The organism is Sorangium sp. So ce887, assembly GCF_051521455.1.
In the GTDB taxonomy this organism is placed as follows: domain Bacteria; phylum Myxococcota_A; class Polyangia; order Polyangiales; family Polyangiaceae; genus Sorangium.
Genome location: NZ_CP150354.1, coordinates 6,578,227 through 6,603,753, shown reverse-complemented (window position 1 = coordinate 6,603,753; position 25,527 = coordinate 6,578,227). Strand labels below are relative to the sequence as shown.

The 25,527-nt window shown below is 72.9% G+C and carries 15 protein-coding genes; 8 read left to right on the top strand and 7 right to left on the bottom strand.

Annotated features, from left to right (window positions below):
• The first annotated feature begins 102 nt into the window (after nucleotides 1-102).
• On the top strand, nucleotides 103-768 hold the full coding sequence (locus WMF36_RS24350; RefSeq protein WP_437573130.1) for a hypothetical protein: 666 nt from the start codon (nucleotides 103-105) through the stop codon (nucleotides 766-768).
• Nucleotides 769-814: 46 nt separating this feature from the next.
• Here the strand turns inward: WMF36_RS24350 and WMF36_RS24345 are convergent, their stop codons facing one another.
• The 3 genes from WMF36_RS24345 to WMF36_RS24335 form a co-directional block, all read right to left on the bottom strand.
• A complete protein-coding gene (locus WMF36_RS24345; protein WP_437573129.1) occupies nucleotides 815-2,275 on the bottom strand; it encodes an RCC1 domain-containing protein in 1,461 nt (486 codons plus the stop codon).
• A 580-nt stretch (nucleotides 2,276-2,855) separates the two neighbouring features.
• Nucleotides 2,856-3,107 (bottom strand): hypothetical protein, encoded by a 252-nt coding sequence (locus WMF36_RS24340; protein ID WP_437573128.1) that lies wholly within the window; start codon nucleotides 3,105-3,107, stop codon nucleotides 2,856-2,858.
• A 37-nt stretch (nucleotides 3,108-3,144) separates the two neighbouring features.
• Nucleotides 3,145-4,254: a serine/threonine-protein kinase gene (locus tag WMF36_RS24335; protein ID WP_437573127.1), complete on the bottom strand. Its 1,110-nt coding sequence runs from the start codon at nucleotides 4,252-4,254 to the stop codon at nucleotides 3,145-3,147.
• Nucleotides 4,255-4,766: 512 nt separating this feature from the next.
• Between WMF36_RS24335 and WMF36_RS24330 the strand changes: the two genes are divergently transcribed.
• From WMF36_RS24330 to WMF36_RS24320, 3 genes are all read left to right on the top strand, one after another.
• Nucleotides 4,767-4,958 (top strand): hypothetical protein, encoded by a 192-nt coding sequence (locus tag WMF36_RS24330; RefSeq protein ID WP_437573126.1) that lies wholly within the window; start codon nucleotides 4,767-4,769, stop codon nucleotides 4,956-4,958.
• A gap of 92 nt (nucleotides 4,959-5,050) precedes the next feature.
• Nucleotides 5,051-5,491, top strand: coding sequence for a hypothetical protein (locus WMF36_RS24325; protein WP_437573125.1), 441 nt, complete (start codon nucleotides 5,051-5,053; stop codon nucleotides 5,489-5,491).
• Nucleotides 5,492-5,727: 236 nt separating this feature from the next.
• The gene (locus tag WMF36_RS24320; protein WP_437573124.1) at nucleotides 5,728-9,336 is read left to right on the top strand and encodes a DEAD/DEAH box helicase; all 3,609 of its coding nucleotides are present in this window, start codon (nucleotides 5,728-5,730) and stop codon (nucleotides 9,334-9,336) included.
• A gap of 7 nt (nucleotides 9,337-9,343) precedes the next feature.
• Here WMF36_RS24320 and WMF36_RS24315 read toward each other — a convergent pair whose 3' ends face one another.
• Complete coding sequence (locus tag WMF36_RS24315; RefSeq protein ID WP_437573123.1) at nucleotides 9,344-9,934, bottom strand: Uma2 family endonuclease; 591 nt, start codon at nucleotides 9,932-9,934, stop codon at nucleotides 9,344-9,346.
• Nucleotides 9,935-10,012: 78 nt separating this feature from the next.
• Nucleotides 10,013-11,443: an MATE family efflux transporter gene (locus WMF36_RS24310; protein WP_437573122.1), complete on the bottom strand. Its 1,431-nt coding sequence runs from the start codon at nucleotides 11,441-11,443 to the stop codon at nucleotides 10,013-10,015.
• A 175-nt stretch (nucleotides 11,444-11,618) separates the two neighbouring features.
• On the opposite strand from WMF36_RS24310, the gene WMF36_RS24305 reads away from it, so the two are divergent.
• Nucleotides 11,619-12,518, top strand: a complete 900-nt coding sequence (locus tag WMF36_RS24305) for a hypothetical protein (RefSeq protein WP_437573121.1) — start codon at nucleotides 11,619-11,621, stop codon at nucleotides 12,516-12,518.
• Nucleotides 12,519-13,261: 743 nt separating this feature from the next.
• Complete coding sequence (locus WMF36_RS24300; protein ID WP_437573120.1) at nucleotides 13,262-17,782, top strand: nSTAND1 domain-containing NTPase; 4,521 nt, start codon at nucleotides 13,262-13,264, stop codon at nucleotides 17,780-17,782.
• Nucleotides 17,783-17,861: 79 nt separating this feature from the next.
• Here the strand turns inward: WMF36_RS24300 and WMF36_RS24295 are convergent, their stop codons facing one another.
• Nucleotides 17,862-19,112 (bottom strand): MFS transporter, encoded by a 1,251-nt coding sequence (locus WMF36_RS24295; RefSeq protein ID WP_437573119.1) that lies wholly within the window; start codon nucleotides 19,110-19,112, stop codon nucleotides 17,862-17,864.
• 214 nt (nucleotides 19,113-19,326) lie between these two features.
• Here WMF36_RS24295 and WMF36_RS24290 point away from each other — a divergent pair, with 214 nt between their 5' ends.
• Together WMF36_RS24290 and WMF36_RS24285 are read left to right on the top strand one after the other, a co-directional pair.
• Complete coding sequence (locus WMF36_RS24290; protein WP_437573118.1) at nucleotides 19,327-21,729, top strand: hypothetical protein; 2,403 nt, start codon at nucleotides 19,327-19,329, stop codon at nucleotides 21,727-21,729.
• A gap of 47 nt (nucleotides 21,730-21,776) precedes the next feature.
• Nucleotides 21,777-23,963, top strand: coding sequence for a hybrid sensor histidine kinase/response regulator (locus WMF36_RS24285; RefSeq protein WP_437573117.1), 2,187 nt, complete (start codon nucleotides 21,777-21,779; stop codon nucleotides 23,961-23,963).
• A gap of 79 nt (nucleotides 23,964-24,042) precedes the next feature.
• Here WMF36_RS24285 and WMF36_RS24280 read toward each other — a convergent pair whose 3' ends face one another.
• Complete coding sequence (locus tag WMF36_RS24280; protein ID WP_437573116.1) at nucleotides 24,043-25,497, bottom strand: cytochrome P450; 1,455 nt, start codon at nucleotides 25,495-25,497, stop codon at nucleotides 24,043-24,045.
• Nucleotides 25,498-25,527 lie beyond the last annotated feature (30 nt).

The following is a 25,527-nucleotide window of genomic DNA, read 5'->3' as shown; positions in this document are numbered from 1 at the left end:
CGGCGCTACCTTTCCACGGCGGGATCGTGCACCCTGCCGCGAGGGTGCCCCGGGGGCGCGAGCCGAGCTCCCGCGGTGGCATCGAGCGGATAACATGACGACATGACGACCCTCCTGCGCCCCGAGGATGCGCTCGCGCGCCTGCGCCGCGCCGGGCTCGCCACCCAGATCGACGCCGCGGTCTTCGCGGCCGCGTGCGACGAGGAGCGCGCCGGCGCGCCGCTCGACGCCGAGGTCGCGCTCTCGGCCCTGGCGTCGATCTACGGCGTGCGCGGTCCCACGGAGGCGAGCGCCTCCGACGGCGTGCTCGTGGTGGACGAGCACGCTGCTTCCGACCCGAAGGTCCTCGCGGCCGTGTGGCTCACCTTCGAGCGGTGGATCGAGCGCGCGATCCCCGTCTCGCTGGCGACCGACCTCGACGAGCTCGTCTCGTACGCGGGCGACATGTGCTTTCTGCGCCGGCACGCGAGCGTCGCGGGGGAGGCGCCCTGTCTCTATTCCATCGACGGGTGGCGCACGCGCGACGACGCGTCCTTCTCGCTCTATGCGCTGCGGCGCGACGGCGAGCCGCTCTATGCGCTCGGCGTGCCGGTCCAGTTCCACGTGCACCCGGACACGGAGGCCGCGGCCGCCGGCATCTTCCGCGTCGACGGCCTTACGGACAGCTACCGCGAGCACGCCCCGGCGTGCGCCGTTTGCCGCGACGCGCTCCGGAGCGCCGCCGATCGGGGCGTCCTGCCCGACGAGTTCCGGCCGTTCCTGAGGTAGGGAGGAGATGCCGGCGTGACGGTGCGTGACAGGACCGCGAGAGCGCTCAGGGCGCCTTCACCTCGACGGGGATCGCGGAGCTCGTCCCGGTGCCGTCGCCGAGCTGACCCAGGGTGCCTCTGCCCCAGCACAGGACCTGGCCAGGGCCCGTGGGGCCGCACGCCCCCTCGACGATCGCGCACGTGTGGAAGAAGCCGGCGCTCACCGCGACGACCTTGGCGAGGGCCCTGCCGTCGCCGAGCACGACGGGTTCCATTCGCGCATTGTCGCCCGTCATCGGCGTGCTGCGACCGAGCTGCCCTTGCTCGTTGCTGCCACGGCAGCGGAGCTGCCTTTGGTCGTCGATCGCGCAGACGAAGACGTAGCCGGTGGACATCGGACCCCAGACACCCGGGATCGCAGCCGCCGTCCCGGCCGGGGGAGCCTCGGCGCCGTGCTGACCTGAGCTGTTGTTCGTCCCCCAGCAGAAGATGCCTCCCACGTCGTCGCGCGCACAGCCGAAGTTCGTGCCGTAGGAGATATCGGAGAGGGGCATCGTCGCTCCCGCCTCGATGAGCGGCATGTGCGCGCTGTAGTTCGCGCCGCCCTCGGAGCCGGCGGGGGTGTTCGTGAGGATATATCCGCCGCCCATCGCGCCCCAGCAACGCAGCCCGTCCTCCGCGGCCCCGGTCGAGAAACAGCTGCCTATCGAGCCGATACCCCGCGCGAGGATGGCCCTCGGACCGGCCGTCGCGGTGAAGCTGAACGCCTTGACCGGGACGAGGCTCTCCTCGCCGGTCGCATCCGGCCCGAGGCTCGAGAACAGGTTGGCCCCCCAGCAGTAAATGCTGCTGGTCGAGGTGAGCGCGCACGCCGAGTACCATTCGGGCGCGATCTTGCGCACGAGCAACGGGGCCGTACCGTCATTGACGATCGCCGGGGCGTCGTGGGCCATCGAGTCCTTGGAGCCATTCGCGAGGATGCCGGTCTCGTTGTTTCCCCAGGCCCAGAGTCGGAGCTGGCTGTCGATGGCGAAGGTCGCCTGCTCGGTCAACGCGATCTGCGTGATCGTCGCCGTGCCGAGCGACGCGGGAAAAAGCACTCTCACCGGCGTGCTCGAGGAGACCGCCATCGCCTGCGGAACACCCAGCTGGCCGAACGAGTTGTCCCCCCAGCAGTAGAGAGAGCCGTCATGCCGGATCGCGCACGTATGGTTGCCGCCCGCAGCCACCATGATGGCGTCGGCGAGCGTGGGGCTGTCTGGCGGGATCTGACATCCAGGATCACCACCGCCGCCCCCGCCTCCACCGTCGGACGCGCCCCCGCCGCCCCCGCCTCCGCCGCCCCCACCGGACGCGCCGTCGCCCCCGCCGCCCTGCGCATCGATCGGACCGCCGCCCGTTCCGCCACCCGCGCCGCTGTCCGAGAAATGCCGGTCGGGAGCGGTGCATCCTGCCCCCGCAGCGAGGGTGGCGGCGACGACGAGAAAGGCGCAGAAGTTCGGTCGCGTTTGGGTGTTCCTCTTCATCTCAAGCATCCGGTTACACTCCCAGCGTCGTTTATACAGCCTTACCGCAAGGAGGACAAGAAGTCCAGTTGGGGCCCGAACACCGATGTCCCCGCTTTCCCGGAGGCATCAGGGACGCTTCGGCACGCACCTACTGAGCGTGGGCGATCTCAGCAGAGCCTGCGGGCGCCGGCGAGCGGCAAGGCTCCGGCAGCGTGTCGACGCGAGCGGTGGGCTCGATCGTCCTTGGATGACGCGGTAGTCGCCCGGGGGCCGGCGCGAGCTCCGCGCGTCCCGACCCCGCCGGAGCCGCCCCTCAGCCCCTCAACGAGCGCCGGGCCGTGCGCCGCGGGCCGCACAGGCGCCGCGCCGCCGGCGCGGCGGCTCGTGCCCATCACCGCGATGGAGACCACGATGCAAACCCTAATCGTCTGTCAGCTCCAGCATGGCTGTATGAGACGCGAGCAGCAGCGAGGGCTTGATTTTGCGGAAGCCGTTTGATTGTCCTAGCCCCCTGACTCTATCCATCCGTACTCGACGACGGCGAAGCAGGACCCCTCTCCCCACGTCGACGTGGACGGGTTGCTCGCCTCCCGCTTGGTCACGAGCGCGGATGGCGCATTGAAGACGTGCCCGTTGGCCGGATGCAGCAGACCGCGCGCCAGCGTTCCTGGACGGCCCGGCCCGGTTCCTGGACGGCGCGCCGGAGTTCCTGGACGGCCCCGCCCGGTTCCTGGATGGCGCGCCAGAGTTCCTGGACGGCGCGCCAGAGTTCCTGGACGGCGCGCCAGAGTTCCTGGACGGCCCGGCCCGGTTCCTGGACGGCGCGCCAGAGTTCCTGGACGGCGTGCACGCGTCCTGGCGAGGCGAATGCGGCGCGAGTTCCGCGATCAGGGCGTTGTGCCCTGCCGTTCCAGGAGGCGCGCTGTCACGGCCTGCGCCGCATGGACGGCGCGCCCGGCGATCTGCGTGGCGCTGCGGATGGCCTCGTCGACGCCGCCGCGCGCGCCGGCGGCCTCGATCCGTTCCCACAGGGGGCCCGCGGCGAGCGTCACCCCGAGCGCCGCGGCCGCGCCGGCTGCCGCGAGGCGCAGGCGCCGTGGACGACGCTGCGCTCGCGCCGCAGCGGGCATCGCCACCGGCGCGCCGGCCGCGGCCGCGAAGGCGGCGATCATCGCCTCCACGCTGGGGAACCGCTCCGACGGGCTGATGGCGAACGCGCGCGCGAACCACGCCTCCAGGGCGGGCGGCGCTCCCGGGCACACCGTGGCCAGCGGGGGGCGCCCGCTGACCAGGATGGCCGCGAGCACGGCGGCCAGGTTGCGCCCCGGGAACGGCTGCTGCCCGGTCAGCGCCTCGTGCGCGACGACCGCGAGCGACCACATGTCGAGCTGCGGGCCCGCCTGCCCGTCGCACGTGTGCTCCGGGCTCAGGTATGCGGGCGTGCCGAGCACCACCCCGTCCGCGGTCCGGCGGCGGAAGTCGACCGGCCGATCCTGCCCGACCCACTTGGCGATCCCGAAATCGGCGATCTTGGCGCGGAGGTGCCCGTCGCTCCCCTCGATGAGCAGGATGTTCGCCGGCTTGATGTCGCGGTGCACGATGCCGAGGCCGTGCGCCACCGACAGCGCCTCTCCGAGCTGCCGGAGGAGCGCCGTGAGCTCGACGGCCGGCATCGTCCCCCGCTCCTGGAGCAGCTGCCGCAGCGACCTGCCGCGCACGTACTCCATCACGAGGTACGGCCCGGCCGCCGGGTCCTCCCCGGCGTCGTGCACGGCGACGACGCCGCTGGTCTTCTGCCCGAGCTGCGCCGCGACCCGCGCCTCCAGGCGGAACCGCTCGATCGCGTCGAGGTTCCGGCCGCTCCGCGCGACAACGAGGAACTTCAGCGCGACGTCGACGCGCCGGACGCTGTCGTGCGCGCGCCAGACCTCGCCCATGGCGCCGCGCCCGAGCGGGAGCTCGAGCCGGTAACGCCCGCCGACGAGGCGGCCTCGCATCCGTCCGGCGCGGCGCGAGGAGGCTGGGCGGGAGTCTGCGGGTCGATCAGCGAGCGCGGCCGCGGCGCGCGCGCCGTCTCTTCTCTGGGAATCGGGTTGTGAATCGAACGAGGATGGCTGGAACACGATCGAGCACCTCCGTGCCGCCTCTGTCTCCCAGACGCGTCGGTGTGCCTCTCGGGCGACGCGCTTGGGCCAGGGACCGGGGCATGCCCAGAGCGTATCCTGAAGACGGGACCCTGGGAATCGCGGACTGCGCAACTATCGCGGAGAGCCAGTCGCGGACATGCGCTTACAAGGTCGCATGGCGGCGCCGGGGGTCCGTGCCTGTGCCCACAGCGCGCATCACCAGCACCGGATAGTGCGCCTTCTCCGCGCCGCGAGGTCCCCTGATCGTCATCGGCGACCTTCGACTGACCCACTTTCGCGAGGCGAAGCTCAGGGAGCAGGCTCGCCAGAACGCCGAGGCGCAGCAGAGGTACCAGGCGGCGAAGGTCGATCTCGAGCAGGACGTGCGCCGCGTCGCCGACCAGCTCACCCCCGGCGAGAAGAAGGCGCTCAACAGGCTGTATAAATCGAAGCACTTTCCCAAGGCAAAGCTCGATTCAACGTGGATGGGCTATCGCACGGACGACCAGAAGAAGGCGCGCCTCAGGGAGCTCCTCAAGGAAGCAGAGAAGAACGAGAACCCCAAGAAGAAATGAGGCGTATCTCGCCTCACTCTGCGCTTGCCTCGACCCGATGGGTTCGTCTAGCGTTGTTGGCCGATCTTCGAGGAGTTTTCATGAGATACCAATTGGTCAAGGCAGCGATCGTAGGGGTACTGGCGCTGGTGGCGGTCGGCTGCGGCTCCGAGGACGAGGGGCCGGACGACGCAGAACAGACCCAGCTCGCGGGGACCTATAACGGCGAGATCGTCATCGCGAACACCGATCCGCCCGTTTCCGTGACGACGACCCTGAGCCTGTCCGGCCCCGGAGTGGTCTCGGGTACGACGACCGGTCTCGCCGGGAGCGGCGCTCCTGGAGAGAAAGGCACCATCTCGGGGGCCATCGACGCGTCGGTCCCGACCTCGGTGGATTTCGATCTGACGTTCGAGAGCGCAACGCTCGGTCGCTACACGGGCACCGGCAAAGGGGTCTACGCCGCCCAGACGGGTGATCTCGCCGCGTCGCTGACGGGGAAGAAGGAGGGAACCTACGTCGGTGATTTCATCATCACCGTGACGAAGGAGTGAGCCTCTCTTCGCGCCCTGGAGCGGTCGACACGCGCCTCTGCTGCTCGCGTTCGCGCTGGCGATGACCTTCTCGGGGCGCGGCGTCGAGGCGGTGCGTCCGTGCTCAGTCGACACGGCCGCGGGCGGGGCGCTGCTGCTCGCGGCCGCGCCCCGCGGCGCGCTCGCTCCCGGGGGGGGCAGCGCGCCGAAACCCCTTGAACCGGGCCCGCGCACCCACAACGTTACGCGGCCCGACCATGCCAGGAGACCCCCAGGCCGTCCCCCCCGCAGCCCCGGCGGCGCCCTTCGAGACCCGCGCGGCCCTCGTGTCCTGGCTCGCGCACCACGGCATCGCGCACGTCGCCCGGCTGAACCTCGAGGCGGTGGCCCCGCGCGTCGACCCCGCCCTCTGGCCCGAGCTGCGGGTCCTCGGCGCGCGGCGGCGCCTCATCGACCTCGCGAGCGCCGACGAGCTGGCGTGCTCGCTCGACTGGCTCCCGCCCTCGCGCCTCCGCGACGCGCTGCCGCCCCTCGTCCTCCGCTTTCTCGAGGACGAGCGCGCCGGCGCGGCGCTCGCGCGCGCCGCCGTCCCCGCGCTGCTGCGGGCGCCCGACGAGCCGCGGGCCCTCCCGGCGCACGACCTGCTCTGCGCCCTGCGCGCCCGCGTCCCGGACACCGCTGCCCCGCGCCTCGAGCGGGCGCTCCGGGCCGCCGCGCTGCGCTTCGACGCCGCGCTGCCCGGCTTTCGCCTCGACGACCCGCAGCCGTTCGAGTCGCAGCGCGTGGGCGCCGGCTTCGTCCGGCCCGAGGCGCGGCTGATCCTCGCGCCCGGGGCGCCCCGCGCCGAGTGCGGCTGCGGCGCGGTCGACTGCGTGCACGTGCTCGCGGCCATCGACGCGGCGCTGCTCTGGCTCCGCCAGCCCCCGGGCGACGCCTTCTTCCGGGCGCTCGACGAGCTCGGGCGCCCCGCCTGGGAGCGTACGTTGCTGGCGCTCGACAGGGCCCTCGACGACGGCCCCGGCGCGCGCGCCGGCGTCGAGCTCACCTTCCGGCTCGACGTCGTCGAGGGCGCCGGCGTCGCGGTCGCCCCCTGGATCCACCGGCTCGGCAAGAAGGGCCAGCGCGGCGCCGGCGCGCGGATCGGCCGGAAGCGCCTCCTCCTGGAGCACGGCGCGAAGCTCTCCTCCGACGACGCCCGCGTCGCCGCCCTCCTGCCCGACGGCGATGGGTTCGCGTCGCGGGCGCTGCTCGACGCGCTCATCGGCCACCCGCGTCTCTTCCTCGACGAGGCCCCCGACGTCGCGGTGCGGATCGAGCGCACGCCGGTGGGCCTCGTGGCCGAGGAGCGCCACGGCGCCGTGCGGGTGAGCGCCGGCGTCGAGGGCACCGCGCTGCCTCCGGCGCTGATCGAGCGCGTGCGCCGGGCCCGTCCCGAGGAGGTGGTGTTCCTCTGGGACTGGGACAAGGGCGCGCGCCGGCTCACGCTGCTCGACGTCAAGGCCGAGGTCCGGGCGCTCGTCGACGTGCTCCTGCGCGACGGCAACGTCTTCCCGCCCGAGAGCCACGCCGCCCTCCTCTCCGCGCTGTCGCGGTGGGCGCAGCGCGTGCCTGTCGCCATGCCGCGCAGCGTGATGGGCGAGTCGGTCCCGCCGGAGCTGCTCCCGGTGCTGCGGCTCACGGCCCAGCCCCGCGGCGCGGTGGAGGTCGAGCTACGCATCCGGCCGCTCGCCGACGGCCCGGCCCTCGTGCCGGGCGCGGGCGCCCGCGACGTGCACGTGCGGCGCGGGGAGAAGGCCCTGCACGCGCTGCGCGACCTGCGCCGGGAAGAGGACTTCGCCGCCGCGCTCGCCGCCGCGCTCCCGCTCGCCGGGGCCGAGCCGTTCGAGGACCATCGCTTCCACTACCGCTTCGCCAGCGCGCACGGCGCGTTCGACCTGCTCGCGGCCTGCGCGGCGCGCGAGCCGCCGCCGGAGCTCGAGTGGGTGGGCGCGCCGCTGCGTGTCGTGGAGAGCCGCGGTCCCCACGCCCTCAAGGTCGCCCTCGAGCGGCGGCGCGAGTGGTTCGGCGTCCTCGGCGGCCTGCGCGTCGAGGGAGAGCGCGTGGAGCTGGCTCGGCTGCTCGATGCGGCGCGGCGCGGGGAGCGTTACGTGCAGGTCGAGGCGCAGACCTACGTGGAGCTGGGCGAGGCCCTGCGCCTCCACCTCGAGCGCCTGTCGGACCACGTGCACGCCACCCGGCACGGCCTCTCGGTGGGCCCCTCGGCCGCCGGCGTGCTGTGGGAGCTCGAGCGGGCCGGTGCCGCGCTCGAGGCGGACGGCGCCTTCCGGCAGCTCGCCGAGCGCGTCGCCGCCGCCGGCGAGCTCTGCCCGGCCGTCCCTCCGGCGCTCGGGACCGAGCTTCGCCCGTACCAGCTCGACGGCTACCGCTGGCTCGTGCGGCTCGCGGCCTGGGGGGCCGGCGGTGTGCTCGCCGACGACATGGGGCTCGGCAAGACCGTGCAGGCGCTGGCCGTCCTGCTCGAGCGCAGCGCGCGCGGGCCGGCGCTCGTCCTCGCCCCGACCTCGGTGGCCTTCAACTGGAGGGACGAGGCGCAGCGCTTCGCGCCCTCCCTGCGCCTCACGCTCTACGCGGACGCGCCCGACCGCGACGACGCGCTCGCGCGGCTCGGCCCGGGCGACGTGCTGGTGCTCAGCTACGGCCTGCTCGTGCGCGACGCCGCGCGCCTCTCGGCCCGGCGCTTCGCCACCGTCGTCTTCGACGAGGCCCAGAACCTGAAGAACGCGACCACCCTGCGCGCGCGCGCCGCGAGGGCGCTCCAGGCGGACTTCAGGTTCGCGCTCTCGGGCACGCCGCTCGAGAACCACCTCGGCGAGCTCTGGAGCCTCTTCGCGATCGTCTTTCCCGGCCTGCTGGGCGGCTGGGATTCGTTCCGCGACCGCTACGCCACGCCGATCGAGCGGCAGAGCGACCCGGCCGCGGCGCCCGCGCTCGCGCGCGTGCTCGCCCCCTTCCTCCTCCGGCGGACCAAGGCGCAGGTGGAGGCCGAGCTCCCGGCGCGCACCGAGGTGCGCGTGCCGGTCGTCCTCTCGGGCGCCGAGTGGCAGCTGTACGAGGACGCGCGCCTCGCGGCGCTGTCCGATCTCGAGTCGCGCCGGTCGGTCCGGCGCGAGCAGGAGCGGCGCGTCGAGGTGCTCGCGGCGCTCACGCGCCTGCGGCTGCTCACCTCGCACCCGCGCCTCTACGACGAGCGCTCGGAGCTCGCCTCGTCGAAGCTCGCGCGCTTTCTGGAGCTCGTCGAGGAGCTGCGGGCCGAGGGGCAGCGCGCCCTCGTCTTCAGCCAGTTCACCTCGCACCTCGCGCTCGTGCGCGAGGCGCTCGAGGCGCGCGGCGTCGCGTACGTCTACCTCGACGGCGAGACGCCCCGGAAGGCGCGTGGCGAGCGGGTGCGCGAGTTCCAGGAGGGGGCGGCGCCGCTCTTCCTCATCTCGCTCAAGGCGGGCGGCTTCGGCATCAACCTCACGGCGGCGACCAACGTGATCCACCTCGATCCCTGGTGGAACCCCGCGGTCGAGGACCAGGCCTCGGATCGCGCGCACCGGCTGGGCCAGCGGCGGCCGGTCACCATCTACCGCCTCGTGGCGCTCGGGACGATCGAGGAGCAGATGCTGTCGCTGCACGAGCAGAAGCGGTCGCTCGTGGCCCAGGTCCTCGGCGGCAAGGACGCGGCGGGCAAGCTCTCGACGCACGACCTCCTGGGGCTGCTCTCGGAGCGGCTCCGGGGGCCGGACGGCGGGGAGGGCGGCGAGGGGGAGGGCGGCGAGGGGGAGGGCGCGCTGGCGCTCGACGACGAGCCGGCGCCCGCCTGAGGTCGCGCTACGTCGCCCAGAGCACGGCGAGCTCGATCTCGATGGCCTGGAAGGGCGCGGCGCGGACGCGCGCGGCGCCGCGGTGGGTGGCGACCAGGGTGAAGCCGCGGCCCGGGGCGAGCGAGAAGACGTCCAGGGTCCTCTGGATGGGATCGACCAGCCACGCGTGCTGCACGCCCTCGCGCGCGTAGACGGGCATCTTCTCCTTGCGATCGTGCTGCTCGGTCGAGGGGCTCAGGACCTCGCAGATCCAGTCCGGAGCGAGCGAGAAGTAGGCTGTGTCGGGCAGCTCGGGCATGCGCTCGCGGCGCCAGCCGGCGATGTCCGGCACGACCGCCTCCACGTCGCCCGGCGACTCCGGATCGGGGAAATGCAACTCGGGACCGTCCAGGATCCAAAAGCCGCCTGGGCCGTTCTTGCCGAGATCGAACGCACCGCCGAGCTCGCATCCCAGGCCCGACGCGGCGTAGGCATGCCGCGGCGCCGGCCGCGGGAAGACGTGCAGCACGCCGCGGATGAGCTCTGCCACCTTGTTCGGCGGCACGGCCTCGAGGTCGGCGTATGTGGCGCGGCGGGGCTTCTCGGCGGGCTGGCCCATGGGCTCAGCCTGCCTGCGGGAGCGCGGCCAGGCAAGCCGCCGCGCCGGGCGACCGGCCGGTGCGGCTCCCCGCCGTCCTCACGCCTCGCCGACCTCGTTCGCGAAGGTCTTTGCGGGGTCGGCCTGTCGTGTCGCGTCCTCCGGAGCGGCCGGCTGGACGAGGGACCGCTTCCATCGCCCCGAGAAATAGTAGGCCATGCTGGCGACCATCGACACGAAGAAGCTCAGCGCGATGGCGTACCAGACGCCCTCCACGCTGTGCATCTCGCGGGAGAGCCAGTAGGCGAGCGGATTGCGGATCACCCAGAGGCTGAGCAGGGAGATCACGGTCGTGACCACGGTCGCGCCGGAGCCGTTGATGATGCCGTTGCTCACGAAGGAGAGGCCGAAGAAGAGATAGCACGCGCCCACGATATGCAGGTACGAGACGCCGAGCCCGATGACGACCGGATCGGTGATGAACACCCGGAGGAGCGCCTCGGGGAAGATGATGGCCGCCGCCGAGATCAGGAGCGTCATCCCGCCGCTGAACACGCAGCCCCACGTGAAGACCTCGCGCACGCGGTCGTGGCGCCCGGCGCCCAGGTTCTGCCCGGCGAGCGTCGATATCGCCATCCCCAGGGTGATCGCCGGCAACACGGCGATCTGGTCGATCCGCGAGGCCGCGCCGAACGCCGCGGTCGCGACCTCCCCGAACCCGTTCACGATCCCCGTCACCACCACCATGCCCAGCGAGACCACCGACTGCTGGATGGACGCTGGCACGCCGATACGGCACGTCTTCCGGATCGTCGGACCGAGCTGGCTGAAGCGCGGCCACCTCGGCGCGATGGGCGATTTCCGGACGTGGAGATGGAGGTTGAGCGCCGCGAGCAGGAGGATCTGAGAGACGAGCGTGGCCCAGGCCGTCCCGTTCAGGCCGAGCTCGGGCAGCCCCAGCCGCCCGAAGATGAGCAGCGGATCGAGCACCGTCGTGAGCAGGACGGAGCCGAGCTGAAAATAGAGAGGCGTCTTCGAGTCTCCCGTCCCCTGGAGCATGCTCCGGAGCGCGAACATGCCGAAGCTGAAGGGCAGCGAGAGCAGGTAGATCCGGAGGTAGCTCACCGCCGGCTGGAGGACGTCTGGCGGCGTGTCCATCGCCCGGAGGATCTCGGGCGTGAAGACCTCTCCGAGGGCCGTCAGCACGATGCCGAGGCCGTAGATGAGCACCGTGGAGCCGTCCACCACGCGCCGCAGCTCGTCGAACCGCCTGGCGCCGAAGCTCTGCGAGACGAGGATGTTCGTCGCCAGGGTCATCCCCATCCCGACGCCGAAGATCGTGAAGATGACGGGAAAGCTCACGGTGACGGCCGCGAGGGCCCCGGTGCCCAGGAACTGACCCACCCAGATGGCGTTGATGAAGCTGTAGGCGGTCTGAAGGAAGCTCCCGAGGAGCATCGGGAGCGAGAACGTCACGAGGTGTCTGGGGATGCTGCCGGTCGTCAGATCGGTTCCGAACGTCGGTTTCATCAGGTTCCTCGCCCGCGGGGGGGGCGGAAGGGGGAGCGTGGAAGGGGGCGAGGGCGGCGTAACGTAGCGGACGCGCGGCGACAGTCCATTCCCGCTGGCGCGCAGCTTGCAATCGGCGCCGGCCGCTGAGCGCGCCAGCCCTTCTCTGGTACGCGCCGGCGAGAGGAGTAACGACATGCCGAAAGCGAAGTCCGCGAGCGCCTCGAAGAATCCGGGAGCGCGGGCCGCGACCTCGGAGCCGTCCGAGGCGTCCTTGCCGCTCGTGCTGACCGCGGCGGAGCAGGATCTCCTGGGTCGCGCCCTCAGGCTCCTGGTCAACGTCCAGGCCGCGCCCTTCTGCGCGCGGGCCCGTCGCGAGGGGTACACGGCCGAGGAGCACCGCGAGGGGTGGCGGCTGCTCAAGCTCGCCTCGGGCGAGCAGCGCCCGCTGGAGCACCTGTTCGTGGAGGCCTCGAGCGGCGGGGTCGTGGAGGGGGCGGAGCGGATGCAGCTGCTCCAGGAGGTCGATACGTTCGAGAACACGTGGTTCCCACGCACGCGCGCGATCATCCGCCGCGTCGTGCCACGCGAGCGGCGCGACGGGTTCGAGGTCGCGTTCTTCAAGCACCTGGAGCAGCAGCCGCTCGGGCCGGCGGAGATCATGTCGGTCGCGACATTCCTTCGCCGCGTCGAGGGGCTCGCCCGGAACAGCGACGGCGACGCGAAGAAGGTCCACAAGGTGCTCGCGACGCGCGGGCTGACCGAGGCGAGGATGCAGCAGATGCGCGATCTGCTCGCGCGGCTGGAGGCCGGCGCCGGCGCGCCGGCGCAGTCGCCCCGGGTGTTGGCGGCCGAGCTGGAGCGGGCCCGGAAGGAGCAGCGAGAGGCGCTCGAGGGCCTGCGCGGCTGGTTCAACGACTGGGCGACGACGCTCCGGCAGGGCTTCCCGGTCAAGGCGCAGATCCAGCTCGGCCTCACGATGCTGAAGCGCACGGCGGCCGCCCCCGGAGAGGTGGTCGAGGAGGCGCCGCCGCTCGACGAGGACGACGAGAGCGCCGAGGGCGAGGTCGCGGGCGCGGAGCCGCTGCTCGGCTGACGCGGGTCCGGGCGCCGCCCTGCGGGGCGGGCGCCGGGAGGCGCGGGGGGCAGCGGAAAGCCGGTCCGGTGCCCGCTTCCACCCGAGACGGTCGGGCCACCTTGTCGGGAGCCCGTAAGTGTAGCTCAGGACACCGCGTCGTCCGCACGGATCCCTGCGCAGGCGCACAGTATAGACGGTGGGGGACGGACAACCTGCGCGGCGCCAGGTCGCAGCGGGATTCCGCAACCGCTTGCTTGCTTCCGCAATGGTTTGCGCCCTTCAACCAGGGGTCGCGCCCCGGGGGCTCAGGCCGCACGCCCTCAGCGAACGCCAGGGCTCGGCGTTGCGGTCGGCTCTCGCGGCCACAGCCGAACGGCGCCAACTCGGCTCCTCGCCTGAGCCACGCTCAGGGGGAGCTGCACACTGCGCGCTCTGTGGCACGCTCGGTCCGCAGGGAGGGGAGCCGACCGACGCCGCGCGAGGCGGCGGCGATCGCAGGGGCTATGCGGGAGAGCCGGAAGCCGAGAGAGGAGGCGAGCCGCGACTCCGAGGCGCGGGCGCGGCGACAGCCGGACTGCCCGAGCTCGAGCAGCGCTCCTGGTGAAGACGTCGAGCGCACGCTCGCGCTCGCCGGCTTCGCGCCCCCGCAGGCTCCGACCAGCCCGGCATCCGAGGAGCCGGCGCATGAGGACGCCCCCCTGCCAACGCAGGACGCGAGCACGCCGGCGGGAGCGACACCGGCGGAGCGCACGCAGGGATCCATGCACGCGGACGTCGGCGTCACGATCAAGCACTACGAGATCATCCGCAAGCTGGGCCAGGGGGGGATGGGGATCGTGTACCTGGCCCGCGACACGAAGCTCGGCCGCCTCGTCGCGATCAAGCTCCTCCACCAGCAGAGCGGGCAAGGGGGCGAGCGCTTTCTGGCCGAGGCGCGGGCCACCGCGCGCTGCAGGCATGAGAACATCGTGGTCATCCACGAAGTGGACGAGATCCACGGAACTCCGTACATCGTGCTCGAGTACGTCAAGGGCCGCACGCTGCGCGAATGGCTGGCCCAGCGCGAGCACACGAGCGCCCTCGGGCCGATGGCGCCCGGCCGGGTGGTCGAGCTCATGATTCCGGTGGTCCGCGCGCTGGTCTGCGCGCATGAGCTCGGGATCGTTCACCGCGATCTCAAGCCGGAGAACATCGTCATCGACGACGCAGGATGCATCAAGGTGCTCGACTTCGGCATCGCCAAGCAGCTCGATGTCAAGATGATGCCGACGATCACGGGCGCGCGGGCGGCGCTCGCGGGAGGCGATGGCCGGAGCCATGAGAGCGCGCTCGCCGGCACGCCGCATTACATGTCACCCGAGCAATTGCTGGGCCTGGACATCGATCCTCGCAGCGACCTCTGGGCCGTGGGCATCCTGCTGTACACGCTGCTCACGGGGGTGCACCCGCTCGACCCGTTCTCGTTCGCGCGCCTCGCGGACGTCGTGAACTTCGATGTTCCCATGCCCCGCGTCAGCGCGCGGCGCCCGGACGTGGGCCCGCTCGGAGCCCTCGTCGACCGCTGCCTGAAGAAGCGGAAGAACGAGCGCATCGGCTCGGCCAAGGAGCTCCTCGCCGAGCTCGAGGCGCTCCTGTCCGGTCGACAGGCGCCTGATCTCGGCGAAGGAGAGAGCCCGTTCGCGGGGCTGGCCGCGTTCCAGGAGGTGGACGCAGCGCGCTTCTTCGGCCGCGATCGCGACGTCGCCGCCATGACGGCGCGGCTGCGCAACCAGCCGCTCGTCACGGTCACGGGTCCCTCCGGGGCGGGCAAGTCGTCGTTCGTGCGCGCGGGGGTGATCCCGACCTTGAAGCGCTCCGAGGACCGCTGGGAGACGTTCATCCTGCGCCCGGGGCGCCGCCCGCTGTCCGCGCTCTCCGATGTGCTCGTGCAGGTGGACGAGTCCGAGCTCGCCGGCAGAGCAGCGGGCTCGGCCGAGCTCTCCGAGCACGACGAGATCGTCGCCACGTTGCGCGCCCAGCCTGGCTATCTGGGCGCTCGGCTGCGCGCGTGCTGTCGGCGTGAGGGGACGGGGCACCATATCCTGCTCTTCGTCGATCAGTTCGAGGAGCTCTACACGCTCGGCGCCGGCCGCGAGGAACGGGCGGCGTTCGTCGCCTGCCTGGAAGGTGCGGCCGACGACGCCTCGTCGCCCCTGCGCGTCCTGCTCGCCATCCGCTCGGACTTCCTCGATCGCATGGCCGAGGACCACCCCCTCATGGCCGACGTGGCGGGCGGCCTCTCGTTCCTGCCGCCGATAGGGCACGAGGGCCTGCGCGATGCCTTGACGAGGCCGATTGAAGCGACCGGCTATCGCTTCGAGACCGCGGAGATGGTCGAGCACATACTGGACAGCCTGGAGAGCACGCGCAGCCCCTTGCCGCTCCTGCAGTTCACGGCCGCGGAGCTGTGGGAGGCGCGGGATCGCGCCCGCCGGCTCTTGACTCGAGACACGTACGAGAAGCTCGGCGGCGTCGCCGGCGCCCTGTCCGCCCACGCGGATGCGGTGCTCTCAGCGCTGCCACCGCGCGAGCAGCGGCTGGCCCGGGTGGTGCTCTTGCGTCTGGTCACGCACGAGCGCACGCGCGCGGTGGTGAGCCTGGACGAGCTCTGCGAGCTCGCGACGGGCGGCGAGGAGGACGCTGCCCTGGCGATTGCGCAGGTGATCCAGCACCTCGCCAGCGCGCGGCTCCTGCTCATCGAGACCGGCGGCGAGCGCGAGGGCACGACCGTGGAGCTGGTCCACGAGTCCTTGATCGATCGGTGGACGAAGCTCGGGCAGTGGCTCGCCGAGAGCGAGCACGACGCGCAGTTCCTGGCCCGGCTCCGCGCCGCGGCCCAGCAGTGGGAGGCCAGCGGTCACGCCGAGGGGCTGCTCTGGCGTGATCGTGCGGCGGACGACGCCCGGGCGTGGTACGCGCGCCGCCGCGCGGCGCTGGGCGCGGACCGTCGCGTCGGGCTCGGCAAGCGCGAGGAGCGCTATCTTCTGGCCGTCGTGGCCCTCGCCGAGCGCGCGCGGCGCCTGCGCCGGCGGCTCGCCGTGGGCGTGAGCGCCACGCTCGGTGCGATTGCGCTCATCGTGTCATTCCTGGCGATCCGCGCCGACGAGGCGGCGGCGCGTGCGCAAACCGAGGCCCTGCAGGCGCGGAACGCCACCCGCATGGCCGCGGCGCGCGAGCTGCAAGCCGATCCGACGACCGTGCTCGCGATCTTGCGCGAGGTCGAGCCGCCCGACGTGCCGCGAGGGTGGGCCGTTCTCGCGCGCTGGGCGCTGCATCGGTGGGTCGCTCGCGCGGTGCTCAATCACCCGGATGTCGTCATGAACGCGCAGTATAGCCCCGACGGCAAGCGCATCGTCACCGCGTCCCTGGACAGGACCGCGCGGGTGTGGAACGCGGATGGCGCGGGCGAGCCCCTGGTCCTCCGGGGGCACGAGGATGGGGTCTATTCGGCGGCGTTCAGCGCCGATGGCAAGCGCATCGTCACCGGGTCTTTGGACAGGACCGCGCGGGTGTGGAACGCGGACGGCGCGGGCGAGCCCCTGGTCCTCCGGGGGCACGAGGATGGGGTCTATTCGGCGGCGTTCAGCGCCGACGGCGAGCGCATCGTCACCGCGTCGTGGGACAAGACCGTGCGGGTGTGGAACGCGGATGGCGCGGGCGAGCCCCTGGTCCTCCGGGGGCACGAGGATGGGGTCTATTCGGCGGCGTTCAGCGCCGACGGCGAGCGCATCGTCACCGGGTCTTTGGACAGGACCGCGCGGGTGTGGAACGCGGATGGCGCGGGCGAGCCCATGGTGCTTCGGGGTCACGAGGATGCGGTCTATTCGGCGGCGTTCAGCGCCGACGGCGAGCGCATCGTCACCGCGTCGTGGGACAAGACCGCGCGGGTGTGGAATGCCGATGGCGCGGGCGAGCCCCTGGTCCTCCGGGGGCACGAGGAGCGGGTCTATTCGGCGGTGTTCAGCGCCGACGGCAGGCGCATCGTCACCGGGTCTTTGGACAGGACCGTGCGGATGTGGAATGCGGATGGCACGGGCGAGCCCCTGGTCGTCGGGGGGCACGAGGCTGGGGTCCAGTCGGCGGCGTTCAGCGCCGACGGCAGGCGCATCGTCACCACGTCCGACGACAAGACCGCGCGGGTGTGGAATGTCGATGGCACGGGCGAGCCCCTGGTCCTCCGGGGTCATGGGGATGGGGTCTATTCGGCGGCGTTCAGCGCCGACGGCAAGCGCATCGTCACTGCGTCCTTGGACAAGACTGCGCGGGTGTGGAGCGCCGATGGGTCGGGTGAGCCCCTGGTCCTCCGTGGCGAGGCGCCGATATTTTGGGCGGCGTTCAGCCCTGACGGCAAGCGCATCGTCACCGGGTCCCAGGACGCGATTGCGCGGGTGTGGAACGCCGACGGATCGGGAGAACCCATCGCGCTTCGTGGCCACGAGGCGAAGATCTACGCGGCGGCGTTCAGCCCCGACGGCAAGCGCATCGTCACCGCTTCCCAGGACATGACTGCGCGGGTGTGGAACGCCGATGGCTCGGGGGAACCCACGGTGCTCCGCGGTCACGAGAACAGGGTTCATTCTGCGGCGTTCAGCCCTGACGGCAGGCGCATCCTCACGGTGTCCCGCGACAGGACGGTCCGGATATGGAATGCCGACGGCACGGGCGAGCCCCTGGTCCTCCGGGACGAGGCTCCGATCTTTTCGGCGGCGTTCAGCCCCGACGGCAAGCGCATCGTCACCGCGTTGATGAACAAGACCGTTCGGGTGTGGAACGCCGATGGCGCGGGCGAGCCACTGGTCCTCCGGGGGCACGAGCACTGGGTCAATTCGGCGGTGTTCAGCCCCGATGGCCGGCGCATCGTCACCGCGTCCCAGGACAAGACGGTGCGGGTATGGAACGCCGATGGCACGGACGAGCCTCTGGTCCTGCGTGGATCCGACTCCCCGGTGAACGCCGCGGTGTTCAGCCCCGATGGCCGGCGCATCGTCAGTGCGTCGGACGACAAGGGGGTGCGGGTGTGGACCGACCTCGAGCCGCTCCACGGCGTCGACGACCTGAAGCTGTGGACTGCGACGACCTACTGCATGCCCATCGAGCGGAGGACAGAGCTCCTTCGCGTGCCCGACGCCACGGCTCGAGCCCATCGGCAGGCCTGCTTGCGCCGCGTCGAGGAAGCCCGCGCGGCGGGCTCGGGATCTCAGTCGGACCCGGCTGTCCAGCCGAGCGGCACGGCCGACCGATGACAGGGGCGTGAAAACGGCCCGCACCGGCGAACACGGAGGACTTTCCTCCGCGCGGCCACGTCCACGAGCCAGCGCGCGCTCACACCGCCCGCAGCCGCCACACCGCGGGGCGCAGCAGCAGGAGCGGCGCGGCGAAGCCAGCGATCACGCCGGCCCACACCGTCGCTTCCACGCCGATCCGGCCGGCGAGCCATCCGGCCGCCAGGGTGCCCGCCGGCAACAGCGCGCCGGTGAGCACGTGGAGCGTGGCGTTGACCCGGCCGAGCACGTGCAGCGGCAGCATCGATTGCCGGACGCTCACCGCGTGGATCATGAACGCCACGAGGAACGCGTCCCCGAGGAGCTGGTGCAGCACGAGGGCAGGGACCGCGAGCGGCCCGAGCTGCGCGGCCAGCGGGATGAGCGCGGCGCCGGCCTGACCCACGATGAGGCTGAGGATCATCGCCGGCCCGGCGCCGAGGCGACGGCCCAGCCAGCCCGCGAGGACGCTGCCGCCCAGCGCGCCGACGCCGCCCACGCTGATGATCAGCCCGACCGCGGCGGGATCCAGCCGCAGGTGCTCCAGGAGATAGAGCATGTACAGCGCGGAGAAGGCCCCTCCGCTCAGCAGGGCGTGCGCGCCCATGGCGAGGAACGTCGCCCCGATCACGGGGTGGCCGAGGCCGTGGCGCAACCCCACCCGGAGATCCTCGAGCAGCGAGGCGCCCCCCTCGGCCGCGTCGCCCCCGGCGGCGGCCGGCGCCTCGATCGCCCGGATGCGCCCGAGGAGCGCCGCCGACCCGAGATACGAGAGCGCGTCCGCCACCATCGTCACCGGCGCGGTGAGCACCTGGATCAGGAGGCCCGCGGCGCCGGGGCCGGCGATCTCGGCGGCGGCCTCGGTCCCCTCCAGCCTGGCGTTCGCCTCGACGAGGCGGTCCTGCCCGACCAGCGCCGGCAAGTACGCGTTGTCGGCGATCTGGAACAGGGAGGTGGCCATGCCGACCAGCGCGGCCACCACGGAGAGGTGGAAAAGGGTGAGCGCGCCGGCCCAGGCCGCGATCGGCACCGAGAGGATCAGCGCGGCGCGCACGAGATCCGCGCCGATGAGCAACGGCCGCTTGCGCGAGCGATCGACGAGCCCACCCGCGAAGAGCCCCACCAGGACGCCCGGCGCGGTGGACAGGGCCGAGAGGACCGCGACGCCACCCGCGTCGGCCCCGAGGCTCACGATGGCGATCACGGGCAGCGCCGTCCGGCTGACGCGGCTGCCCAGCGCGCTCACCGCCTGCGCCGCCCAGAGACGCAGGAAATCGGGGTGGCGAGAGAGGCCGGCGGGGGGAGGGGACATCGCGGGGGGGCGAGCAGAGCAGAGCAGAGCAGAGAAGAGAAGAGAACGGGAAGGAGAGTCCAGCTTCCTGGAACGCGCCGGAGGGAGGGGCCCGAGAGAGCCTCCGGGAGGCAAGGCGCCTTGAACCCGACTCCCGGGCGTCGGGGGGCCCGCATCCCGCTCGCCTCTCCGGGCAGGCGCGGCTACTAAGGCAGCCCTGGAGGCACCCGCGCCCATGCCCACGCTGCTCCGTTCACCGGCCGTAAGGCTCGGCGCAGCGCTCGTCGCGATCGCGATGGCGCTCGTCGGCTTCCTGCCCCTCTTCGACGGCCCCGGCTACGAGAGCGCGATCGCCGCGGGCCTCCTCGTGCCGAGCGTCGCGGCGATCACGACCGCCCTCGACGTCGCCGCCCACCGGCCCCTGCCGGTCGAGGCCTTCCGGCGGGGCGTCGCGAACGGCGCCCTGCTCGCGCTCGTCGCGTACGCCACCACGCTCGGGCACGGCCTCCGCGCCGGCTTCTGCGACGTGCTCGGCGGCTCCGCGCACTTCGCCCTCGGGCCCGTCCTCGGCGCGGCGCTCGGCGGCGCCTGGGGCGCGGTCGCGGGCGAGCTCGCCGCCGGCATCCGGCGCGAGGACGCCGCGCCCCCACCCCCGGCATGGCGGCGCCGGCTCGTCGCCGTCCTCGCCGCGCTCGCCGCCCCGCTCGCCTCGATCGGCGTGAGCGCCGTCCGCTTCTACACGAGCCCGATCGTCTTCGCCTACGACCCCTTCGTCGGCTTCTTCAGCGGCACCCTCTACGACACGGTCGTCGACGCCTCCGGGCTGCTCACCTACCGCGCCGGGACGCTGGCCACCCTGTTCGCCGCGTCCGTGCTCGCGCAGCACCTCGTGCACGACGCGGGCGGCCGGATCTCGTTCCAGCCGCAAGGCCGCCCCGGGCTGCTCCTGCTCGGCGCGGTGAGCGCCGCGCTGAGCGCCGTGAACCTCCTCGAAGGCGCGCGCCTCGGCCACTTCCAGACCTCCGAGACCATCGCGGCCGAGCTCGGCGCGTTCTCGCAGGGCCAGCGCTGCGAGGTCGTCTACCCGCGCGGCATGCGCGAGGGCGACATCCAGCGCTTCGTGCGCGAGTGCGACGCCCACATCGAGGCCGGCGAGCGCTGGCTCGGCGCGCCCGCCGAGCGGGACGGCGAGCCGCTCCGGGTCCGCGCCTACCTGTTCGAGAGCGCGGCGCAGAAGGGCGCGCTCATGGGCGCGTCGCGCACGTACGTCGCGAAGCCGTGGCGCCGCGAGGTGTACCTGCAGGCCGCCGGCTTCCCGCACCCGACGCTCGGACATGAGATCATGCACGTGCTCGCCGGCGCCTTCGCCCGCGGCCCGTTCAAGGTCGCCGGGCGGCTCGGCGGGTGGCTCCCCGACCCGGGCCTCATCGAGGGGATCGCCGTCGCCGGATCGCCCAGGGAAGGCGAGGACCTGAGCCCGCGCGAATGGGCCAAGGCCATGAGAGATCTCGGGATCTTGCCGCGGCTCTCGCGCCTCTTCGCGCTCGGCTTCCTGGCCGAGAACTCGTCGACCGCGTACACCGTGAGCGGCGCCTTCGTCGGCCACGTGCGCGCGACGTACGGCCCCGCCGCGGTGCGCGCCTGGTACGGCGGGAAGGCGCTGCCGGAGATCACCGGCGCCTCGTGGGAGCCGATGGAGCGCGCGTGGCACGCCGAGCTCGACGCGCTGTCGCTCCCCGACGCCGCCAGGGCGCAGGCGAAGGCCCGGTTCGATCGGCCCGCCGTCTTCGAGCGGCGCTGCCCGCACGTGGTCGACGCGTGCACGCAGAAGGCGGAGCAGCTGCGCGCGCGCGGCGACCACGAGGGCGCCATCGCCGAGTACCGGCGCGTCCTCGCGCTCGACCGGAGCCCCGCGGCGCGCGTCGCCATCGCGGAGACGCGGCTCGCCAGCGACGCGCCCGGCAGCCGGGGCGAGGGGGTCCGCGAGCTCTCGGCCCTGGCCGGCGACGCGTCGGTGCCGCGCCACCTGCGCGACCGCGCGGCGGAGCGGCTCGGCGACGTCGCGCTCTCGGCCGGCGATCGGGAGGGCGCGGTGGCCTGGTACCGCGAGGTCGCCGGCCGCCTCGTCGACGAGGACCGGCTCCGGACGCTCGACGTCAAGGTCGCCGCCGCGCACGACGAGCGGGCGCGCGCGGCCGTCGTCGAGCTGCTGATCGGGACCCGCGGCGGCGCGCCGGATCGGTTCCGGGCGGCGGAGCTCCTCGGCGCCTGGGCCGCGCAGGCCCCCGGCGACGGCCTGCCGAGCTACCTCCTCGGCCGCCACTACCTGAACGACGGCCGCTTCGACGAGGCGGCCGATCGCCTGGACCGGGCGCTCGGGGCCCACCTGCCCGTCCAGCGGGTCTGGATCGAGGCCAAGCGGCTGCGGCTCGTGGTCGCGTGCGGCGTCGACGACGCCGAGGCCGCCCGCCGGATGTTCGCCCAGTACGCCGCCCACGACGGGGCGGCCGGCACCGGGCCCGCCGTGAGCGAGGAGCGCCGGGACGCGGCCCTTCGCCTGCTGGAGCGGTGCGACCGCGCGGCGCCCCGGCCCGCGTCCCCGGCGACCCCATCCGACCCGCCTGCCGGACAAAAGTGAAGAATGCCTCTCGTTCCCGCGCGCTGACGTGGTGAGATGGCGTGGAAATGCACGATGCGCCTGCGAGCGAGAGGTACCGTCGCCTCGTCGCGCTGAACGCTGTCCTCACCGTCGTGGCCCGCCACTCGAACCTCCTCCTGCCGAGGCCGTTCGAGGAGCTCGCCGACGCCGTGGGCCGGTTCGCCGCGTTCCAGGTCCTGGCGATGCTGTTTCCGGAGCCCGAGGGCGAGCTCCGCGCGTACGCGGCCTTCCGCGGCGACACGCTCGCCGCCGCGCCGTTCAGCGCGCTGGTGCCCGCGCCCGTGGCGCTCTTCCGGCGGGTGTTCGGCGAGGGCAAGGCGTTCTCCTGCGTCGACACCCGCGCGGGCGACGCGCTCGACGGGATGGGGGCCTCCGCGGGGTGCCTCTCGTACGTCGCCCTCCCGGTGCGGGCCGCGCCGCCCGGCGGCGACGCCTCCGCGCGCTCCGGGCCGTCCGGCGGCCCCGTCATCGCGGCGCTCGTCCTCGGCTACGCCGACGCCGCGGCGGCGGCCGCCGCGCCGATCGAGCTCCTGGCGCAGCTCGCCGACACGCTCGGCGCCGGCCTGGATCGCTCGCTGCGCGTCGTCGCCGGTGAGCGCGAGGCCGCCGAGCGGCTCCTCAGGATCCGCGAGCTCGAGGAGCAGCACAGGAACCTCCTCGACAACGCGCCGCTGATCATCTTCCGGCTGGATCCCGAGACCGGCGAGCTCTCGTTCCTGAACCGGCACGCCGAGCGGCTCCTCGGCGTGCCGGTGACCGAGGCGCTGAAGACGCCGGGCTTCCTCGGCGAGGCCCACGCCGATCCGGAGGGCGTGATGTGCTTCGAGGACGCGGTCGCGCGGGCCAAGCTCGGCGCCCCCTCGTCGTCCTACGAGGCGCGCCTGCGCAGGCGGGGCGGCGACGCGATCACCGCGCGCGGCACGGTGTATCCGCTCGTCTCGGATCGCGGCCGCGTGGTGGCGATCGAGGGCGTCCTCGCGGACGTGAGCACCGAGCACGCGGCGCGCACCCGGCTCATCCAGGTCGATCGCCTGTCGACGCTCGGCACGCTGGCGGCCGGCGTGGCGCACGAGATCAACAACCCCGCCGCGTTCATCCTGCTCGGCCTGGACATGCTCGATCGCCTGCTGCGCGGCCCGAACGTGCGCATGGAGGGCGCCGCCGCCTCGAGCGCGTCGGAGCTGCTCCGGGAGCTGCGCGACTCGATCAAGCGCATCGTCGACATCGTCCGCGATCTCAAGCTGTTCGCGAGCCCGCCGCAGCCCGAGGGGTCGCGGCGCGCGCTGACGGACGCGAACCGCACCGTCGAGTCGGCGCTGAGCCTCACGCGCGGCCAGATCATCGAGCGGGCGCAGATCGTGAAGAGCCTGTCGGAGGTGCCGCCGATCCTCATGGAGGACGGCCGGCTCGGGCAGGTCATCGTGAACCTCCTCGTCAACGCGGCGCAGGCGATCTCGAAGCCGGGCTCGAAGCACGAGGCGCGCGAGCAGACGGTGACGGTCGAGACGCGGAGCGACGGGGACACGGTCGAGATCGTGGTGACCGACACGGGCGCCGGGATCGCGGAGGAGAACCTCCCGCGCATCTGGACGCCGTTCTTCACCACGAAGGGGCCCGAGGTCGGCACGGGGCTCGGCCTGTCGATCAGCCGCGAGATCATCGAGCGCGCCGGCGGGCAGATCACGGCGGAGAGCCCGGTCCCGGGGAGCGAGCCGCCGGGCGGCGCGCGCTTCGTCATCTCGCTGCCCGCGGCGGGGCGCGCGGAGGAGGCGACGCCGAGCGTGGCGCCGGTGCCGCGGCTCGTGTCGACGCGGGCGCGGGTGCTCGTGGTGGAGGACGAGGCGTCGCTCGCGCGGGCGCTGTGCGAGCAGCTGGGCCGCGTGCACCAGGTGGCCGTCGCGCCGAGCGCGGACGCGGCGATGGGGATGCTCGCCGGCGGGCAGCGGTTCGACGTGGTGCTCTGCGATCTGCGGATGCCCGGCATGTCGGGCGACGTCTTCTACACGCGGATCCGCGAGAGCGATCCTGCGCTCGCGCAGGGGTTCATCTTCATGACCGGGGTCGGCTTCGGCGCCGACTTCGAGCGGTTCCTCGCGTCGTCGGGCCGCCCGCTCCTGGAGAAGCCGTTCTCCGCCGAGGACGCGCTGAGCGCGATCGCCGAGGTGGTCACGGCGAACCAGGCCGAGGAGCGGGAGAGCGCGAGGTCGCGGTGACGCGCGCTCAGCGGTGACACGCGCGCGCCGGCGGCGGCGAGCGGCTGTGGCCGCGCCGGGTGGATCTGGCGTGATCAGATCATTGCGTCTCCGTCACGGGGGTCACACGGATACGGAGCTGACCGACCGGGCGCGCCATGCCGCCCATCAGGAGATCGAACCACGCGCGCGGCCGGCGGAGCACCTCGATCCGGAAGTCGCGCAGGAGCACGGTGAGCGCGACTCCCACCATCGTGTAGGCGAGCGCTCGGCCAGGGCAGAGGTGACGGCCGAGCCCGAACGAGCCAAACTGGCGCTCCTTGACAGGAGGGCTCTGGAAGGCGTCCGTCTTCATGTCGCAATACCGATCGGGCTGGTAGCGGGCCGGATCGCGGTAGACCGACGGGTCGCCGTTGACGAACCCCATCGACATGCCAATGAGGCTGCCGGCCGGAATGACGTGTCCGCCCAGCTCCACGGGGCTCCGTGAGAGCCGCCAGAGACCGCCGTTGCCATGGAGGCGCAGCGACTCGTTGATCGAGCGGAGCAGCGCCGGCATGCGGCAGAGCGCGCCGAGATCGAGGGCTTGCCCAGGGTGGAGGACGCGAGACTGCTCCTCGAGCACGGCGGCGAGCACCCGCGGGTGCTCGAGCAGCTCCGACAGGCTCACGGCGAGGCTCATGGCCGTGTTCGTGTGCGCGCCCATCACCGCGCCCATCACCGCGAGCGCGGCGGTGCGGAGCTGCTCCGGTGTCGCGGCCGTGGGCTCGTCTCCAAGGGCGCTCTTGATCACCGCGTGGAGGTAGCCCTCCGGGTCGGCGCCGCCCTCGGCCGCCACGCGCCGCACCGCGTCCGTGAAGATCGAGAGGATGCGCTCCCGCGCCTGCTTGCGGCGCTTCGCCGCGGGCGTCTCGATGGGGAGGAAGAAGCCCGTGAGGTTCAGCTCGCTCTCGAAGATGTGAAACTGGCGGGCGAGATCGTCGCACAGCGGCTCGGAGATGGTGTCGCCGCACACGAACCGGCAAGCCATGTGGAGCACGAGGTCGTTGGCGAGCGCGAGCGCGTCGACCTCGCCCCCGGTGAGCCGCGCGCGCAGGAACCGCGCCGTGAAGTCCGCGAGCGGGCCGCTCTGGCGACGCACGGACGCGCCGGAGAGCGCGCGGAGCACCTCGGGCTTGATCTCGACGAAGAGGTCTTCGCCGAGGATCCTGCCGGCCAGGCGCCGGTACGCGTCCACGAGGTTCAGCTCTTCCCCCGCGTCGACGAAGCGCTCCGCGGCGTCCGTGCCGCCGACGAACGTGAGGGGCAGCCCGAGCAGCGAGATGGTGAATACGTCGCCAAGCGCCTCGTGGCCTGCGCGCTGGACCTCGGTCGGGTCGGTCACGAGCGCGATCGCCGTCCCGATGCCCGGCAGGAGCGACCCCAGCCGCGGCGGCCCCGCCTCCTTGGACCGTGACTCGGCGCGGACGAGCGCCCGCACGATCTTCCGCCGGGTGCGGCCGGCGAGCGGTTGCGGAGCCCGGCTCTCCGGTTGCGATCGAGATGTATTCTGCATGATGGCGCCTCCCAAATTCTCAGCTTCCCG